Below are 17,484 nucleotides of genomic sequence, written 5' to 3' on the forward strand. Positions count from 1 at the left end.
GATGACGCCGAATACGGGCTGCGTGCCACCGCGCACGGCTACCGCCACGCGGTGCTGCCGGGCACTGCGGTGCATCATCCGCCGTGGACCGCGTACCGGACGCAGATGACGTGGACCGCACGGGTCCTGCACCGCAATCGGCTGGCGGTCGCCGCGGCCTATGGTGCCGGGCGCGGAGTGGTCGGCTCCTCGTTGCTGCACCAGGCCAAGCATGTCCTGTCCGGTCATCTGCTGACCGCCGAGCTCTGGGAGCACGGCATCGACGCGGTGCGCGGCGGTCCACAGGGCTGGCTGGGCGATGACCTGGGACGCGCACGGGCCGAGGGCGCACAGATCGTCGACCGCTGGCACCGCGAGAACGACATCGACTCCGAGCTGCCGCCCACCCATCCTTCCCCGCTGCCCCTGCCCACGGCGCTGCGGCATGCGCTGGGGCGGATGCTGCGCCCCGACGGACCGCCGCGGGTGGTGCTCGACGTGTCCGCCGATCTCGTGCACTGGCGCACCACGCTCGGCGGCGATGCCCTGCGGATCATCGATGACGCCGGGAAGGTCGAGGTAGCCTTCGCGGTGCAGGGCTCGGCGATGCGCCGCGCCCTCGCACGTTCGCTGAGGTCGCATCTCGACCTGGCGCAGCGCTGGCCCGAGCTCCGGGCGAGCTACCGCCGCGCACTTCCCCTGCACACGACCGGGAGCTTCTGGTCCGCGCTGATCGCCGCCGCGGATCTCCCTGTCGGCGAGGGTAGCGCCATCACCGACGACTCCCCCGGAAGGACCTGACCATGCCGGCTCGCGGCAACGCGCTCAAGCGCCGGATCCGCAGCTCGGGCGGAAAGCTGCTGCGCCGCTTCGGGCTGCTGCCCGGCGGCATGCCCGATGGCATCGGCGACGATGCCGCCCTGGCGGATGCCGCTCTGGACGGCGACGTGATGGTGTATTTCCCGGATACCCAGGACAGTCTCTACCAGCTGCGCACCTGGTACGGCCCGCTGCGGGAGCTGCACCGCGCCCAGGGCGTGACCATCGTGTGCATGGATTCACGCACCGCTGCGGCACTGCGCGCGGAGGTGGATCTGCCCGTGGTCACCATCGCGCTGGACGCCACTCTCGACGCGATCATCCTGCGCAGCGCGACCAAACTCGTGCTCTACGTGAACTACAACCCGCTGAACACCGCGGCGCTGCGGTCGCGCTCGGCGATCCACGTCTCGCTGCTGCACGGGGACTCGGACAAGGTGGTCTCGGTCTCCAACCAGATCAAGGCCTACGACTACTCCTTCGTCGCCGGGCAGGCGGCGATCGACCGGCTGGAGCGGTATACGACGCTGTTCGACGCCCCGGCTCGCTGCATCCCGGTGGGCAGGCCGTCACTGGACACCGATCGCATCGAGGCGACGGTCCGCGCCGACGACCGCCTCACCGTGCTGTATGCCCCGACCTGGGAGGGTGGGCAGGCCTCCGCGGCCTACAGCTCGCTGTGCACCCACGGCCTCGCCGCTGTGCGCTCCCTGCTCGCTGCGGGCCTCGACGTGATCTACCGGCCCCACCCCCTGACCGGGGTGCGGGTCCCGGAGTACGGGGACACCGACCGGCAGCTGGGCGAACTGGTCGAGTCCTCAGGAGGCCGAGTCAGCACCGGTCGCCCGCTGCAACACGATTTCACCGACGCCGATCTCATCCTCTGCGACGTCTCCGCGATGATGGGCGACTGGCTGCCCACAGCGAAACCGCTGCTCATCACGCAGTCAGCGGATCCGCAGTCACGGGATGCCGCCACGGCGCTCCTCAGCATGTCTCCACGCCTGACCGTCGCCGAGGCGACCTCCGCCGGCAACCTCGCCCGAGACCTGATCGAGCACGACCTGCTGCGTGAGGAGCGGATCGAGATGATCGAGTACTACCTCGGAGACATCACCCCCGGCGCCTCCCTCGCCCGCTTCCTGGAGGCCTGCGCGCGCCTCAGCACGCGTCGCGACGAGCTGTGGGCACGGATCCAGGACCAGCAGCGCCCTTCTGCCGACGACTCGGTGTGAGCCGGGCCCCATTTCCGGGCAACCGCCTGCCCTTCCCACCGTCGGACGTCCTGACCTCCCCGGCTGTCGCGCTCCGGAACTCCCCCGCCCCTCCCCGCGTGCCGCCTGGATCAGGTCGGCGCGACTTGTAGAGTGACCAGCACGGGACGTCCCGGTGACGTGCCGATCAATTCGACGGATACGGATCTCGCTCGTGGTTCGCCACGGTCGACCCGCCGACCCGCACGAAGGGCATTTCCTATGTACTCATTGATCCTCCTCAACGGAGGGATAGGCAGCCGCACCGGCGCAGATTCGCCGAAACAGCTGCTCAAGCTCCGCGGGATCCCGATCCTGGTCTACACCCTGGTCACCGCTGATCGGGTGGAGCAGATCTCCCAGATCGTCCTGAACTACCCGCCGCAGTGGCGGGAGGACGTCGAGGCGGTCCTGAAGGCCTACGCGATCTCGACCCCCGTCACGCTCGTCGAGGCCGGAGCCTCACGGCACGCCTCGGTCGCCGCGATGATCTCGCACTGCACCAACGATGACGTGATCATCCACGAGACGGCGCGCCCGCTGGTCCGCACCAGCGACTTCCAGCGCCTGATCGACTCCGAGCACAGCAACGTCTCGCTGATGTCGGAGATCTCGTTCACCGTCGCTCCGGTCGATCCGGAGACCTCCGCTGTGACGGGGTCGCTGGACCGCTCGCGGCTGCGCAACGTGCAGCTGCCGCAGAAGTTCGCGAAGGCCGATCTGCAGGATGCGCACGCGCACGCGCTCGAGCAGGGGATCGAGTCCACCGAGGACGCGACCCTGGTCGCGGACTTCGGCCGCCCGGTCCATTTCATCGAGGGAACCGATGAGAACCTCAAGGTGACCACCAAGACCGATCTGAAGATGGCAGGGTTCCTCCTGCGCCCTGAGGAGGACGACGATGAGTAAGACCGCCCTCGTCACCGGAGCATCCCGCGGCATCGGCCTCGAGACCACCCGGCGCTTCATCCTCAACAACGACGACGTCACCACCGTGGTGATGTTCGCCCGCGCCTCCGAGGACTTCGACGCCAACGTCGCAGCCCTCGAGAAGGAGTTGCCCATCGGGCGCCGCCTGGTGCCGATCACGGTCGACGTCGGCGACCGCGAGGCCCTCAAGCAGGCCGTCACCGCCGCGTACGAGCAGGTCGGCGGCATCGACATCCTGGTCAACAATGCCGGGTACACCAACCCGGTCCCGCTCCAGCAGGTCGACATGGCCGACTTCGAGAAGACGATCAACGTGAACCTCTACGGTCCGTTCACCATCGTCCAGACCCTGCTGAACCTGGGCAACCGCTTCGACCTCATCGTCAACATCGCCTCCACGGCCGGCATCACCGGTCGCTCGGGCTGGCTCACCTACTCCGCCTCCAAGGCGGCGGTGATCAACATGAGCCAGGTGATGCGGGAGGAGCTGTCGATCTACGGCACCCGCGTGGTCTGCCTCTCCCCCGGCCGGACAGCCACTGCGCTGCGCAAGACCCTCGCACCGGACGAGGATCCCAGCACGATCATGCAGCCCGGGCACGTTGCCCAGGTCATCAACACGATGTCCTCGCCGGTCGGGCGGTTCATCGACTCGGAGAACATCGTCGTGCGGCAATGAGCCGGCGGTGACCTGAGCACGACGGGAAGGGCCCGCGCACCACTGGTGCGCGGGCCCTTCCCGTCGTGGATCGTGCCGTGCGACCCGTGTCCACCGGGGCCGCCGCGCACGCCGGGTGCGCTCCGACGGACCCCAGGCGCTCAGCTCTTCGTCGTGCTCCCCTTCCGCTTCGTGGCAGAGGTCTTGTGCGCACTGCGCGCATGCACGTAATCGCGGTACGCGACGCACACCGGCTTGGGGTCCCCATCCATCACGAGCTGGCCCTCATGCACCCACAGCACGCGTGTGCACATGCTCTGGATCGTCGCGAGCGAGTGGCTGACCAGGAACACGGTGCCGGCCGCCTTGCGGACCTCGTCCATCTTGGCCTTGCTCTTGGCCCGGAAAGCGGCGTCGCCGGTGGCCAGGGCCTCGTCGATCATCAGGATGTCCGGCACGGCAGAGGCAGAGATGGAGAAGCGCAACCGGGCTCCCATGCCCGAGGAGTAGGTCTTCATCGGGAGGTTCACGAAGTCGCCGATCTCCGCGAAGTCGACGATCTCCTGATACCGCTCCCTGACCTGCTTCTTGCTCAGCCCGAGCGCGAGGGCACCGATCATGATGTTGCGTTCGCCGGTGAGGTCCTTCATCAGCACGGCGTTGACGCCGAGCAGCGCCGGATTGCCGGCGACGTGGACGGTACCGGCGGCCGGTGGGATCAGCCCGGCGATGGCGCGCAGGAGCGTCGACTTCCCCGAGCCGTTCATGCCGATGATGCCGATCGCCTCGCCGTGCTTGGCGGCGAAGGTGATCCCGCGGACCGCCTTCACCTCGCGCACGGGCGGCTGCTTGGCCCCGCGGCGCACGAGGCGGTCCAGCAGTCCCCACTCCCGGCCAGCACCGTGTCCGACCTTCTTCGCTCCGAAGACGCGGTAGGACACGTGCAGGTCGTTGACCAGCAGGGAGAGCCTGTCGGAGGGGACCTCGAGCACCGGGGTGCTGTCGAGCTCGTCCTTGTCGGTCTCGAAATCGACCTCGTCGACGTCAGTCACGTCCGTAACGCTCCTCTCCGCCCCAGAAGATCAGGAATCCGATCACGCTGAACAGCACCGCCCAGATGACACCGAGCAGCCACATGAACCCGTCGGGTGGGTAGGAGGGCTCATCGAGGATCGATGATCGCACCAGGTAGAGGTAGACGGCCACCGGCTGGTACTCCACGATCCATCCCCAGCTGAATTGGCCGAGGTACCGGTCCACGGAGAAGATCACACCCGAGGCGTACATGAGGATGCGCATGAAATGCGGCAGCAGGTTGTCCAGATCGGGTGTCATCGCGACCCAGCGCGCCACCATGAAGGCGCAGCCGGTGGAGAAGATCCACAGCAGCAGCACGGCGGGCACGAGCAGCAACCAGTACCAGTCGATCGTGACCTTCCCGGCTATGGGCAGGAACCCGGAGAGGTACGAGATCACGCACATGACCACGAGCGCCGGCCCCAGCATCAGCAGCTCGGCCATCACCCCCGCGGTGGGCAGCACCGCGCGGGGGAACTGGACGGACCGCACGAGGTTCATGTTCTTGTTCAGCGAGTGCGCTCCCGCCATCACGGAGCGTTCGAAGAAGCGGAACATGAAGACGCCGACCACGATGAAGGCGATCGTGTTCTCGATCCCCTCCCTGCCGATCTTCAGCAGGAATCCGAAGATCAGCACGTACACCGAGGCGTTCATGATCGGGGAGAGGAGGGACCAGATCTGCCCCAGATAGGTGTTCTGGTTCTCGGATTCGGCCTTGGAGGTGGCGAGCACCTGGATGAAGGCCCGGGAGGCCCACAGCTCCTTGAAGTAGGTGCCCAGGCGCGGCCGGACACCGATCTGCTCGAGTTTGTTCTTCTCGACGGCAGCGCTCACCGAGGCCGGGGAATAGGTGCGGTTCAGCGGCGTCGGAGGCGCGGGTAGAGCGCTGGGCCCTGACTCGTCGACGGTCACCATCGGCTCCGCTCCCCCGAGGTGTCGGTTCATGGCCGCGGGTCCGCGACCTGCCGTTCATCATAACGACGTGCATCATTCCTCCGTGGTCGGCGCGACGGACCTCACGGAACGGCACTGGCGCTTCCGCCCCGTTCAGATCTTCTGCAGCGCCGTCACCAGGCCCTGCTGCAGGTCGTGGAGCCCGGTCGGCTCCGCGTACCGGTCGGCCACGGCGTCGACGGCCGCGGTGAGCGAGGCCGGGCCGCCCGTGGGCATCGTGTACTCGCGGTAGCGGTCGGCGACGGGAAAGGCCGAGTAGTAGTCGTGGAATTTGTACAGCCCGCCCTTCACCTTGTCCCCGAGGCGGATGTGCGCGTTCGGGACGCCCAGCGCATCGGAGAAGATCAGGCCGTGCAGGCTCGAGGAGATGACGGCATCACAGGAGGCAATCTCGCGAGCCACCTCCTGCGGCGTCCAGGCGACATCGATCACTCGGACCCCTGAGCCCAGGGACCGCATCCGCTCCACCACCGGGGAGGACACATCGTGGTAGTGCGGGATCACGCCGAGCGAATAGCGCTTCCTCACAGTGCCGTCCACCAGCAGCGGGGCGAGGATCCCCGGGTCGCCGAGAGCGATCTCGCGGCCTGAGAGGCTCTCAACACGCCCCAGCGTGGACCGACCGCGCACGGCCAGCAGGTCGAGGCGGGCGGGCTGCTCTCCTTCGACCGCCGCGCGGATGAAGCCGCTGCCCCAGACCCGTGGCTGGTTCGCACCCTGCCTGCGCAGGATCATCTGCACCACTGATCCGGCGCCGACCAGGTCGCAGCGGTGCGGGGCGGCCCAAATGACGCGCTTCCCGGTGATGCGCTCCACCAGCGGCGGCGTGAGCTCGTCCCCGAAGTTCAGGCGGTGCGGGAACTTCCACCGCCACCAGAAGGTCTTGATCGGGGCCATCAGGATCTCCGCTCGCGGACGGCACGCACGGTGCGCGTCAGCGACGGCCCGACGACGGGCATCGCCTTGATCCTGGGGACCAGTCGTCCACGCAGGCCGGCCAGCCTGTGGGCGGTCCACGGAACTCGGATCTCGGGCAAGGGATCCCGGTGGCGCGCACTCTCGCTCGGGGCGGTGACGAGCAGCCCGCCTTCCTCCGTGCGCATGAGGCCGAACCCAGTGGCGCGAGCCGGCCAGAACTCGGTGCCGGCCACCGGCAGCGGGACGCTCGCATCGCCGAGCACTGCCGTCACCGTCACGGTCGTGCCGACATCACCCGCTCCGATCGGCAGCCGAAGGCCCAGCAGCCGGTCCCCGAGTCGGATGGAGGGCAGCAGCTGGCGCCCCCCATGCTGATGGGGGGTGCTGAGGTGCGCGAAGAATTCGTCCGCCTCCCGCGGCGCGTCCGTGAGCCCCACCAGGAGCAGGACGCGACCGTTCTCGTCGGGCGTCAGGCCGAGCACTCGCGCCTCGGCGAGGTTCTTGTGCATCACGAGGCCGCTGTCGATCGACAAGTTCCTGGGGCCACGAGTGAAGTAGGCGAGCGTCCGATCCTGGGGCCGGGGTCCGCCTCCAAGGTTCGAGACCCCCTCCGGCGGGATCGTACGGGCCCGCTCCGCACCGAACCGGATCTCTTTCTCGCGGTCGCCGAACCGCACCACCACGAAGAGGTCCCAGACGCCGCGGCCCAGCCCCCCGTGCTCTGCGGTGACCGCGAAGGAGCGCGCACCGGGGTCGAGGTCCTGCATGGTGACGCGGAGGTCCTCGACACCGTCCTGCCCTCGCTGCTTCGCCCGCAGTCCGAGTTCGTCCGGAGCTCCGTCGAGGTCCGGGATCCGCACCGTGGCGGAGACGGTCAGCTGCCGACCGACGAGGCTCACGTCCTCGAGGCGACACAGCATCTTCGGCGCGCGGACGACCCGGTCTCGCGCCGGAACCAGCGGTTCGAGCCCGGCCGGAAGCAGACGCACGAAGTCGCCGTCCTGCCATCCGACGCGGCGCGGCGCCCCGGAGGCCAGGTGCTCGACGTAAGCGTGGAGTCCGTCGAGGTCCCGGGTGCCGAGCAGGTCGAGCATGGCGCGGATGTCGATCCCGATGACCTTCCGGACCCCATCGGTGTAGAGGTGCCCCAGCTCGTCGTGGAACGCCTCGGCGAGGCGGGTCTGCTCCGATCGGTCCAGCCTCGTCCAGCGGGAGTCCAGGGCCCGTTCCATCGTCCAGCCGAAGGGTCGCTCGAGGAGGGAGTCGCGCAGCGTACCGGGCTCCGTGTGCTGCTCGATCGTCCGGGCGAGCCGCACGGCCATCATCATCTGGGACTCGGCGGTCTGTTCGATCGGGGCGACGGGGCTGCTGTCCTCGCGGGGCCCGAGGGTTGCGTAGTCCATGTCGGCGAGCATCGAGATCCTGCGGGCGTTGAGATACACCGCCGCCATGAACGGCTCGTCCTCCCCGATCGTCGGCTCCTCGCGGAATCGCAGCCCGAGACGATCGATGAGTTCGCGACGAATGAGCTTGGTAGGCCCCTGGATGTCGAACACGCTGTCGTCCACGAGATGCGCGTCCAGGACTGTCCGCGTGAACATCGAGGACGGGATGTCCTGTGCGTCCGAGCTGCTCACCTTGCCGAGCACGACGTCGACGTCCTGCTCCTGGGCGGTCTCGACCATCCTGCGCAGTGCGTCCGACGTGAGACGGTCGTCGGGGCCGAGGAAGAGGATGAACTCGCCACGAGCCCTGTCGATCGCCACGTTCCGAGCGCCGCCCGGGGTGCCGGAGTCCTGCTGAGTGATGACCATCATCCGCGGGTCGTCGGCGGCGAGTTCGGCGAGCACCTCACCGCTGCCATCGGTGGAGCCGTCGTCGACCGCGAGGATCTCCATTGCCTCGGAGTCGATGGTCTGATCTCGCACGGACTGCACGGCATCGCGCGCATGGTCCATGGAGTTGAAGACCGGAACGATCACGGAGACCTGAGGGGTCATGAGCAGGGCCTCTTCTGTCTGGGGCGGTCACTGTCGGGCGACGATCCGACCGGGCGGGCCTCGGTCCGACATAGCGGGCGCGCGGGTGGGCGGCAGCTCTCGCTGCCGGGAAGCGTAGCACCGGACGGTTCATGGCTCCGGGTGCGGTTCCAGCGGCCGTAGGGTCCCCGGGGTCTCGAGCGACGCGCTCCGATCCCCAGCTCTTCATGAGCGGTTGCGACAAATCGGCCCGAGTAGGATCGCCACAGGCCGCAACGGTCACCAGTTGGATGTCCGCATCGCGTTGAACGCGGCGCAACCGGTCACGAACGCGCTTCGCAGATCCCTCGTGATTCTCCTCGAACCTTCCGCGCCGTCTGTGGGGCTGGCTTTCCACCGGGAACTTCAGGGCATGACCGAAGGGCGATACAGCCAGAAGGCTCCGACGACCTGAGGTCATCTTGGCACGCCACCGCCACAACTCGGGCACGAACGACAGCGGAGGCCGTCTGCCTGCGGGCGAAGGCCGGATATCCTCGGGGAGGTTGGAGACTCCCGCCACCACCGACCTGGTCGTCAGCGGAGGCCAAGCGCAGGCCGTTCAGGCTGGCCCACCACCGTGCGATATACACATTCCTGCCACCGAAGATTGGATTCGACGATGGAAATCGGCACAGCGAACACGAGGCCCCTCGTGTCGGTGATCATCCCAACGTACAATGTCGAAGATTTTGTGACCCTCACTCTCGACTCCACACTGAATCAGGGACTACCCGCCGGGGGCCTCGAGGTCATCTGCGTAAATGATGGCTCGACCGATGCTTCGGGCGAAATTCTTGAGGAATACGCCTCACGATACGACTTCATCAAGGTAGTGCATCAGGAAAATTCTGGAGGCCCCGGGAAACCCAGAAATACTGGCATCGGCGAGTCTCGCGGCAAATATCTGTTCTTCCTCGACGCCGATGACGAGTTGACGGAGAACGCCCTTCGAGACCTGGTAAGAACGGCAGAGGCAGAGGGATCCGACGTCGTGCTCGGAAAGGGGGAGGGAATCAACGGCCGCGTCGTACCGGGTCCGGTCTTCCGTGCGACGAAGCTTGATGCCGACATCATCGATGACAACGTGTATCGCACACTTTCTCCGTGGAAGCTCTTCCGGAGATCTCTGGTCGTCGACCACGAAATACGGTTCCTTGAGACGCTGAGCATCGGCGAGGACCAGCCATTCGTAGCTCGCGCCTATCTGAATGCCAAGAAGATCTCCATCCTGGCCGATCGTCCGTACGCGCGGCTGCGCGCGCGAGGAGATGGCACGAACGTCACGGCGGCGTCGCGCTCGATCGAGGACTACTTGGAGCTGGCGCGAGCCGTCATCACAGTCATCGTGGCCGAAACGGATCCCGGACGACTCAGGGACGGGATGCTCGCGAGGCCCCTCAAGCGCACGCTGCGCCCGATGCTCGGATCAAAGCTCCTTGCGCTGGACAGCACCGAAAGGGCTCGGGTCGTCCAAGAGATGCAGCGCCTCGTATCGGCGCACTACAACGACCGCGTGGCCGGCCACCTGGAGGGTCTCGATCGTATCAAGATGGATCTTGCTGTCACCGGGCAGTCGGAGCCTCTCGCCGCTCTCGTCCAGTGGGAGCACGGAGATCCCGGCAATAGGTTCGAGGTCGGTCCGGCCGGTATCCGCTACGCCCTCCCCGAGGGAGTCCGTGAGCTCGTCGACGACGCTCGTGCGCACGCGGTGCACCCACAAGCCGAGCTGAATCTGAAGCACTTCGACGTCGAGTCGGGAGTCGTGAAGATCATCGGAGATGCGACGATCCGTGGACTCCGAACGAATGAGCACGACGTAGCACTTCGCCTGCAAGGCCGGAAGTCTGGTTCGACCCAGACCATTCCTGCGCAGAGACTGGGGTCGATGGGCGATGCGGACGGAAGCGGTGTATTTTCCGTTTCGTTCACGACCATGGATCTACTGGATGATGTTTGGGATCTCTACGTGATCCAGACCATCGGAGGGACGGAGTACGCGGCGCGCCTGGGCTCGAAACGTTCACCGAGCCTGAGAGCCGAGCCACGCTACATTCAGGAGTGTGAGCGTCTGCGAGTCGTTCTGTATTTCACGAAGGGCGCTGGATTCCTGTCCTGTGATATCGGATTGCAGATCGCCGCACATCGATTACCCCAGGCGAAGGTCGTCGGGGTGGTCCCGGACCACTCCGGGAGTGTCAATTTCATTCTGTCGGCACCCGGTGCGACCGATGTTGATGCACGCGAGTCCAGGTCGAGCATGGCCGAAGGCAGGCCGAAGGCATTGGTCGTCGAGACCCTGAGCAACGACCTGTTCTCCGTCACGGCCCGGGTGGAGGACGAGCGGGAAGCGCATATCTCTTTCGACGTGTCCAACGGAAACGGCACGTCACGCGCACTGCCGGCCGAAGGGCTGTCGCTGCCAACCTCGGCCAGCGGTCTCGCCATCGAATTCGCCGCGGATGGATCCGAAAGGTTCGTGGTGAAGGGGGACCCCACGCGAAACACTGGCATCGGGAGGAGAGGGCACTGGGCACAGGGGCTCAAAGAGCGGTTCCTCGGCTGACGTTGAGCGGCCCCGGCCGGTTGGGCCACGTGGGAGGTGCCCCGATCATGACTGCGCCGGTGCCGGCGATAGCCCCGGAGAACCCACCTGCCGCCACCATCTCCATGCGGCGGCTCCATCGCCCGGACCGCCTGGAATCAGGCCTTGAACCCCGCTTCGAGTGACCGTCGACCGTGCCGGATGCCGCGCAATCTGAGGAACTCGCTGACCGATCGCGACCGAATCGCATTCTTCCTGGCGCGTGAAGTTCGTCAGATCACGGCTGCCGAAGTGACGCATATCCGCCGATCCGGTGCTCGCCCTCAGTAGAGTGGCCCCGCGGAACAGGTGCCGCGACAGCGATGGGGTCTCTCCGGACTTCGTGCCCAGCACCCCTCGGGTCGGCCTGTTCTGCGTCCCACACCACAGAAGGAGCAGGGAACAGATGAGTCAGACCGCGAGTCCGGAGACCGGATCAGGCCATCGGATGTCCGTGCCCTGGGCCCGGATGAGCAGTCTGCGCCGCCGGCTTACGCAGACTGTCTTCGCGCTCCTGCCGCTGGTGCTGCTGGCTGCGGGGCTCCCCCCGGCCATCGCGGTGCTCCCGGCGATCTATCCGCTGTTCATCCTGCTCCGACGCGGCGTCCGTCGCCTCCGCCGGCACGTGACGCGCACGGGCCTGGCCGGCGAGCACGGGATCCGCCTCCTGCTGGGGCTGCTCCCGCTCGGCGTCGCCTGGGCCCAGGGGTCCGCGGGCCCCGTCGGGTGGATAGCTGTCGCCCTTTTCGCTCTGCTCCCTCTCGCCGAGCTGGTCGTCACCCGCGTCGCGCCCGGCCGTAAGCTTCGGGTCAGCAACCTGCCGGGTATCCAGGACACGCGCGGGCCGAAATATCCGGTGAACCTCCTGCTGGTCGTCGATCTCTCGGTCACCGTACTGGCGACCATCCTGCTGCTGGTGACTGTGCCCGCTTGGACGCTGGTGATCCTGCCCGTACTCGCACTGCTCCTGGCCGGGGCTTCAGCACTGGACTCCTTCCGGCGCATCCGCGACTCGGTGGACTCGGACAACGGGCTGTACACGGCCGTGGAGGCCTACGATCCCCGGTTCGTCCTCTACTACGGGGTGCCGGCCGGATCGGCATACCAGATCGGCATGTGGATCGACCATCTCGAGCGGATCGGAGAGAAGTTCATCGTCGTGCTGCGTCGCACCTCGGCGTTCCGCGAGATCTCTGCGCTCACCGATGCCCCCGTCGTGGTCCGCACCAACATCTGGCAGCTCGACGACGTCGTGACGCCGCAGATGACCACCGCTTTCTACGTGAACAACTCCGCGCCCAACGTCCACCTCGTGCGCTACCCCCACCTCACCCATGTGCAGCTGCTGCACGGGGACAGCGACAAGGCCTCGAGCTTCAATCCTGTGACCGCGCTCTACGACCGGATCTTCGTCGCCGGGCAGGCCGCCATCGACCGCTACGAGAACAACGGCGTCCACATCCCGTCGGAGAAGTTCACCATCGTCGGACGGCCCCAGGTCGAGACGGTCCAGCAGCAGGGACCGCAGAACGTCCCGATCAGCACGGTGCTCTACGCTCCCACCTGGGAGGGGCACTACGCCGACACCAACTACGGGTCACTCCCCGTGGGCCCGGACATCGTGCGGGCGCTGCTCGCACGTGGGATGACGGTCGTGTTCCGCCCTCACCCCTTCAGCTATCGCAACCCTGAGGCGGCTGCGAACATCCGCGAGATCCACCGACTCCTCGACGAGGATGTGCAGGCCAGCGGACGGAACCACCTGTACCGGGCTCCCGCTGAGAAGGATCTGGATGCTTTCGGCTGCTTCAACGCCGCCGACGCGATGATCTCCGACGTCTCCTCGGTGGTCCCGGACTTCCTGTACTCAGGGAAGCCGTACGGCTTGGTCACGATGACCTCGACCGTCGCCGAGTTCGAGCAGGCGTTCCCGCTGGCCCGCTCGGCGTACGTCATCACCCGGGACCTGGAGAACCTCGATGCGGCGCTCGACGAGCTGCTGATCTCCGATCCCAAGGCCGACCAGCGCATGTCCACCCGCGAGTACTACCTCGGTCCGTTCGCACCGGAGAACTACGCGGACGCTTTCCTCGAGGCCGCACGGCATGTGGTCCGGGTCGAGCGCAAGCCCGTCACCGCTCGGGACGCGCAGATCGACGAGGAGGGCAACGGCGGCGCCGGACGCGCCGCTGACGAGGGCACGGACTCGGACGCTGCGGGTCGTGCGGAGGACGGCGAGGCCCTCTCCGAGCTCGACGAGCAGAACGCCGACCGCTGAGATCGTAATCGCGGAGGCCGCCGCGGGCCCGACATCGCGGCGGTCGAGCGGCATCCCCGCGCCCGCATCATCGGCGCCGCTCCGTCGGAGTCGGGCACCCCTCAGTGCTCAGCGCGCCCCTGCCGCCAGTACCCCATGAAGGACACCTGCGTGCGGTCCAGCCCCAGCTCGCTGACCAGGTGCCGGCGCAGGGCCTTGATCACGGAGGCCTCCCCGGCGAGCCAGGCGTAGAAGGCGCCGTGACCGGTGGTGGTCTCCCAGAGGATGGTCTCGTCGACGTCGACGTCCTCGAGCTCCGTGGACGTCATCGCAGCACCGTCGGCCGCAGGGCCGTCGGCCGCGGCGTCACGGAAGGCCTGGGCGTTGTTCTCGCTCATCACCCGTCGCACCGCGGCGTCGAGCAGCTCGCCGTGCGGTCGGCCCTCCCGCGGCAGCCAGGTCACCTGCACCCCGGAGCGGCTCAGCAGCTGCTGGGCGTCGCCGGCCTCGGGCACCTCGATCAGGGCGTGGCCGCTGATCGAGGCGGGCAGCGCCTCGAGGATGGACCCGATGGCGGGCAGCGCGGTCTCGTCGCCCACCAGCAGCACGGTGCGGGCGGTGCCGGGGCGGAACTCGATCCCGCCGTAGTCGGGGCCCACCAGGTGCCGGTTGGGACCGAGCAGGCAGACGGTGTCCCCCACCTGCGCGTCCCGGGCCCAGCGTGCCGCGACCCCCTGGCCGGGCTGCTCGACCGGGTCCAGGTGGAGCACCACGTCGATGTCGATCTCCGGCTGCGCGGAGAGGTTGCCGGGATGGCCGGCCGCGCGGTGCTCGCGCACGGTGTAGGTGCGCATCCAGCCGCGGTCGGCGGGATCGATCTGCAGCCAGTCGCGATACCACTGGGCATGGGTGGCGGGATCCAGCTGGCCGTCCGGGCGCACCATGGCGAAGTGGTCGGCGCTCGCCTGCGGCCCGGGGATGATCAGCTTCACCCGCAGGTCCAACGGGTGGGAATTGGTCCCGAAGTGCTCGAGGTCGGCGCTGGTGAAGGTGAAGCGCACCAGGGACGGGCCGAGCGTGCGGCGCGCGGCGACGGTGAGCTCGAAGGCGAGCGTGCTGGAGTGCTCCAGGGCGGGCACCAGCGCGGCGGGCGGCGCGGGATCGGTCGTGACAGTCACGTGGTCCTCCTCGTGGTGGTGGGGTGATGGTGTGCGGTCCCGTCCGCGGGGCAGCACCATCGGGCTGCCGGTGACGGGGTCGGTGGCGATATGGGCGTCCAGGGCGAAGACCTCGTGGGCCATCCGTGCGGTGATGACCTCGGCCGGGGAGCCCTGGGAATGGATCTCACCGGCGCGGACGGCGACCAGGTGATCGGCGTAGCGGGCGGCGAGGTTGAGGTCGTGCAGCACGATGCCGACGGTGGTTCCGCGCTCGCGGTTCAGGTCGCGGACCACGTCGAGCACCTCGAGCTGGTGGGTGACGTCGAGGAAGGTGGTGGGTTCGTCCAGCAGCAGCACCTCGGTCTGCTGGGCGAGCGCCATCGCGATCCACACCCGCTGCCGCTGCCCACCGGAGAGCTCCTCGAGCAGCCGCTCCTGCAGCGCATCGGTGCGGGTGGCCGCGAGCGCCTCGGACACGGCCCGCTCGTCCTCCTTCGACCACTGCGGGATCAGTCCCTGATGGGGGAACCGGCCGCGGGAGACCAGTTCGCGCACGGTGACGCCGTCCGGTGCGATCGGTGACTGCGGCAGCAGTCCCAGCCGCCGCGCGAGCTCCTTCCCGCGCAGGGAGTGGAGGTCGCGACCATCCAGCACCACGGTGCCGCTCTTCGGGGTGAGCAGGCGGGACATGCCGCGCAGCAGGGTCGACTTGCCGCTGCCGTTGGCGCCCACGATGATCGTGATCCGCTCCTCGGGCAGGGCCAGGCTGAGATCGTGGACGATCTCCCGACGGTCGTATGCCAGGTGCAGGTGCTGGGCTTCGATCAGTGCCATGGTCGCGAGGTCACCTTCCGGATCCGGAGGTCGGGGAACGGGTGAGCATCCACATCAGGAACGGGGCGCCGAGCGCGCCGGTGATCACCCCGGCGGGCAGCTCGGTGCCGCCGAAGAGGTTCTGCCCGGCGATGTCGGCCAGCAGCACGATCACGGCTCCGACCGCGGCGGCAAGCGGGAAGCTGGGACGGCCGGCGAGGCGCTGCGCGATCGGTCCGGCGAGGAAGGCCACGAAGGAGAGCGGGCCGGTGACCGCGACGGTCAGCGCGCACAGGATCACCGCCACCAGGATCAGCGCCACACGGGTGCGGGGCACGGAGAGTCCGAGGCTGGTGGCGGTGTCGTCACCCAGCTGCAGGATCCGCAGGCGCGGGATCAGCAGGGCGAGGGCCGGGATCAGCACCGCCAGCGCGCCGGCCAGCACCGCCGCCCGGTCCCAGGTCGAAGAGGAGAGGGAGCCGATCATCCAGTGCAGCGCATCGCCCGCCGACTGCAGCGATAGCCGGGTCAGCAGGTAGGAGATGAGCGCGCCGAGCGCGGCCGCGACCCCGATCCCGACCAGCACGAAGCGGTTGTCCGCGGCGCCGGCGGCTCCCGGCCCACCGCCGCCGGCGACGACCAGCAGCAGCACGGCCGTCAGCAGGCCACCCAGCAGCGCGAACCAGAACAGAGCCCGGCCGTCGGCCTGGAAGAACGCCATCGCGATCACTGCCCCGGCCGAGGAACCGAGCGTCACTCCGATCACGTCGGGGCTGGCCAGCGGGTTGCGCAGCAGGGTCTGGAAGATGGTGCCGGAGAGCCCGAAGGCGGTGCCGGCCAGCAGTGCGACCACGGCGGTGGGCAGGCGGTGATCCATCACGATGAAGGAGTACCCGGGCACGGCCTCACCGCCGATCACCCGCAGCGCAAGGTCCAGCGGCACCATCGGGGTGCCCACCAGCACCCGCACGATCACCAGCGCGAACAGCAGCAGCCCGGCCGCGATCGCCACCAGGGCGGGGCGGCGGCTGCGAGCAGGGCGGGGCGGGGCGGGGGCGGTCACAGTCCCACCTGCCGACGGGTGCGGATCAGGACGATGAACACGGGCACGCCGACCAGGGCGGTCATCACGCCCACCTGTACCTCGGCGGGAGGGGCGATCACCCGGCCCGCCGTGTCGGCCAGCAGGAGCAGCACCGGGCCGCCGAGCAGGCACAGCGGCACGATCCGGCGGTAGTCGCCGCCGACGAGCAGCCGGGCGGCGTGCGGGACCACCAGGCCCAGGAAGCCGATCGGACCGGCGAGCGCGACGGCCGCGCCGCACAGCAGGATGATCGCCGTGCCCAGCAGCGCTCGTGCCCGGCCCACCTTCACCCCCAGGCCCACTGCGGCGTCGTCCCCGAGGGCGAGGGCGTTGAGCACCCCGGCCATCGCGACGATCACGACAGCGCCGATCACCATTAGCACGCCGACCCGGGAGATGTCCGCGAGGCTGCGGGCGCCGAGGGTGCCGACCTGCCAGAAGCGCAGCCGGTCCAGTGAGGAGTCATCGATCATGACCAGGGCGTTGACCACGGAGCCGAGGCCGGCGGTGAGCGCGGCGCCGGCGAGCGCGAGCTTGACCGGGGTGGCCCCCTCCCGGCCGAGGGAGGCGACGGCGTAGACCACGACGGTGCCGAGCGCGGCACCGAGCAGGGCGAGCGCCGTGAACTGGGCCACCTCGGAGGCATCGACGAGATACACCCCGAGCACGACGGCGGTGGTGGCGCCGGCATTGATCCCGAGGATCCCGGGATCGGCGAGCGGGTTGCGGGTCATCCCCTGCATCGCGGCGCCGGCCACGGCCAGCGCCGCGCCGACGGCGATCCCGGCGAGCGTGCGCAGCAGTCGCGAATGGATCACCACGTGGTCCGTGAGGGAGCTGTCGTAGTCGCTCAGCGCGTCCACCACGGTGCTCGGGGAGACGGTGCGGGCACCGATCATCAGCGAGAGCAGGCAGGCGACCGCCAGGGCCAGCAGGCCCCCGGCGAGCACGAGCGGGGTGGAACGGCGCACCGCGAC

Annotated in this window: 13 protein-coding genes; 6 read left to right on the forward strand and 7 right to left on the reverse strand. The window is 68.4% G+C overall.

Annotated elements, in window-relative coordinates:
- Nucleotides 1-105: 105 nt before the first annotated feature.
- The 4 genes from CFK39_RS05625 to CFK39_RS05640 all read left to right on the forward strand — a co-directional run bounded on the left by CFK39_RS05625 (nucleotide 106) and on the right by CFK39_RS05640 (nucleotide 3,660).
- Nucleotides 106-780 (forward strand): hypothetical protein, encoded by a 675-nt coding sequence (locus CFK39_RS05625; protein WP_157697077.1) that lies wholly within the window; start codon nucleotides 106-108, stop codon nucleotides 778-780.
- 2 nt (nucleotides 781-782) lie between these two features.
- Complete coding sequence (locus CFK39_RS05630; RefSeq protein ID WP_089064637.1) at nucleotides 783-2,033, forward strand: CDP-glycerol glycerophosphotransferase family protein; 1,251 nt, start codon at nucleotides 783-785, stop codon at nucleotides 2,031-2,033.
- Nucleotides 2,034-2,273: 240 nt separating this feature from the next.
- Nucleotides 2,274-2,960 carry an IspD/TarI family cytidylyltransferase gene (locus CFK39_RS05635; RefSeq protein ID WP_089064638.1) on the forward strand — a complete coding sequence of 229 codons (687 nt, stop codon included), beginning with the start codon at nucleotides 2,274-2,276 and terminating at the stop codon, nucleotides 2,958-2,960.
- On the forward strand, nucleotides 2,953-3,660 hold the full coding sequence (locus tag CFK39_RS05640; protein ID WP_089064639.1) for an SDR family NAD(P)-dependent oxidoreductase: 708 nt from the start codon (nucleotides 2,953-2,955) through the stop codon (nucleotides 3,658-3,660). The genes CFK39_RS05635 and CFK39_RS05640 overlap by 8 nt, the downstream gene beginning before the upstream one ends.
- A 140-nt stretch (nucleotides 3,661-3,800) precedes the next feature.
- On the opposite strand, the gene CFK39_RS05645 is transcribed toward CFK39_RS05640, so the two are convergent.
- The 4 genes from CFK39_RS05645 to CFK39_RS05660 all read right to left on the reverse strand — a co-directional run bounded on the left by CFK39_RS05645 (nucleotide 3,801) and on the right by CFK39_RS05660 (nucleotide 8,591).
- Nucleotides 3,801-4,691, reverse strand: coding sequence for an ABC transporter ATP-binding protein (locus CFK39_RS05645; RefSeq protein WP_089064640.1), 891 nt, complete (start codon nucleotides 4,689-4,691; stop codon nucleotides 3,801-3,803).
- Nucleotides 4,684-5,664, reverse strand: coding sequence for an ABC transporter permease (locus tag CFK39_RS05650; RefSeq protein WP_245822936.1), 981 nt, complete (start codon nucleotides 5,662-5,664; stop codon nucleotides 4,684-4,686). Before CFK39_RS05650 ends, CFK39_RS05645 begins: the two co-directional genes overlap by 8 nt.
- 102 nt (nucleotides 5,665-5,766) lie before the next feature.
- On the reverse strand, nucleotides 5,767-6,570 hold the full coding sequence (locus tag CFK39_RS05655; protein ID WP_157697078.1) for a polysaccharide pyruvyl transferase family protein: 804 nt from the start codon (nucleotides 6,568-6,570) through the stop codon (nucleotides 5,767-5,769).
- Complete coding sequence (locus tag CFK39_RS05660) at nucleotides 6,570-8,591, reverse strand: glycosyltransferase family A protein (protein ID WP_089064642.1); 2,022 nt, start codon at nucleotides 8,589-8,591, stop codon at nucleotides 6,570-6,572. The genes CFK39_RS05655 and CFK39_RS05660 overlap by 1 nt, the downstream gene beginning before the upstream one ends.
- A gap of 640 nt (nucleotides 8,592-9,231) precedes the next feature.
- Here CFK39_RS05660 and CFK39_RS05665 point away from each other — a divergent pair.
- Entirely contained in the window at nucleotides 9,232-11,175 is a 1,944-nt protein-coding gene (locus tag CFK39_RS05665) for a glycosyltransferase (protein WP_089064643.1), read from the forward strand.
- A gap of 424 nt (nucleotides 11,176-11,599) precedes the next feature.
- The gene (locus tag CFK39_RS05670) at nucleotides 11,600-13,471 is read left to right on the forward strand and encodes a CDP-glycerol glycerophosphotransferase family protein (protein WP_089064644.1); all 1,872 of its coding nucleotides are present in this window, start codon (nucleotides 11,600-11,602) and stop codon (nucleotides 13,469-13,471) included.
- Nucleotides 13,472-13,572: 101 nt separating this feature from the next.
- Here the strand turns inward: CFK39_RS05670 and CFK39_RS05675 are convergent, their stop codons facing one another.
- Genes CFK39_RS05675 through CFK39_RS05685 form a run of 3 tightly spaced genes read right to left on the reverse strand, consistent with a single transcriptional unit; the run spans nucleotide 13,573 to nucleotide 17,478 of the window.
- Complete coding sequence (locus CFK39_RS05675) at nucleotides 13,573-15,444, reverse strand: SIP domain-containing protein (RefSeq protein WP_089064645.1); 1,872 nt, start codon at nucleotides 15,442-15,444, stop codon at nucleotides 13,573-13,575.
- Nucleotides 15,445-15,454: 10 nt separating this feature from the next.
- Entirely contained in the window at nucleotides 15,455-16,486 is a 1,032-nt protein-coding gene (locus CFK39_RS05680; protein WP_089064646.1) for a FecCD family ABC transporter permease, read from the reverse strand.
- Nucleotides 16,483-17,478 carry a FecCD family ABC transporter permease gene (locus CFK39_RS05685; RefSeq protein ID WP_089064647.1) on the reverse strand — a complete coding sequence of 332 codons (996 nt, stop codon included), beginning with the start codon at nucleotides 17,476-17,478 and terminating at the stop codon, nucleotides 16,483-16,485. The genes CFK39_RS05680 and CFK39_RS05685 overlap by 4 nt, the downstream gene beginning before the upstream one ends.
- Nucleotides 17,479-17,484: the final 6 nt, after the last annotated feature.

The organism is Brachybacterium avium (genome assembly GCF_002216795.1).
GTDB classification, from domain to species: Bacteria; Actinomycetota; Actinomycetes; order Actinomycetales; family Dermabacteraceae; genus Brachybacterium; species Brachybacterium avium.

What these genes read in the sequence shown, in the direction of transcription:
- CFK39_RS05635 (WP_089064638.1), top strand. Translation starts at nt 2,274, where the DNA reads ATGTACTCATTGATCCTCCTCAACGGAGGGATAGGCAGCCGCACCGGC.
- CFK39_RS05650 (WP_245822936.1), bottom strand. Translation starts at nt 5,664, where the DNA reads ATGAACCGACACCTCGGGGGAGCGGAGCCGATGGTGACCGTCGACGAG.
- CFK39_RS05640 (WP_089064639.1), top strand. Translation starts at nt 2,953, where the DNA reads ATGAGTAAGACCGCCCTCGTCACCGGAGCATCCCGCGGCATCGGCCTC.
- CFK39_RS05670 (WP_089064644.1), top strand. Translation starts at nt 11,600, where the DNA reads ATGAGTCAGACCGCGAGTCCGGAGACCGGATCAGGCCATCGGATGTCC.
- CFK39_RS05625 (WP_157697077.1), top strand. Translation starts at nt 106, where the DNA reads ATGACGTGGACCGCACGGGTCCTGCACCGCAATCGGCTGGCGGTCGCC.
- CFK39_RS05630 (WP_089064637.1), top strand. Translation starts at nt 783, where the DNA reads ATGCCGGCTCGCGGCAACGCGCTCAAGCGCCGGATCCGCAGCTCGGGC.
- CFK39_RS05675 (WP_089064645.1), bottom strand. Translation starts at nt 15,444, where the DNA reads ATGGCACTGATCGAAGCCCAGCACCTGCACCTGGCATACGACCGTCGG.
- CFK39_RS05655 (WP_157697078.1), bottom strand. Translation starts at nt 6,570, where the DNA reads ATGGCCCCGATCAAGACCTTCTGGTGGCGGTGGAAGTTCCCGCACCGC.
- CFK39_RS05660 (WP_089064642.1), bottom strand. Translation starts at nt 8,591, where the DNA reads ATGACCCCTCAGGTCTCCGTGATCGTTCCGGTCTTCAACTCCATGGAC.
- CFK39_RS05665 (WP_089064643.1), top strand. Translation starts at nt 9,232, where the DNA reads ATGGAAATCGGCACAGCGAACACGAGGCCCCTCGTGTCGGTGATCATC.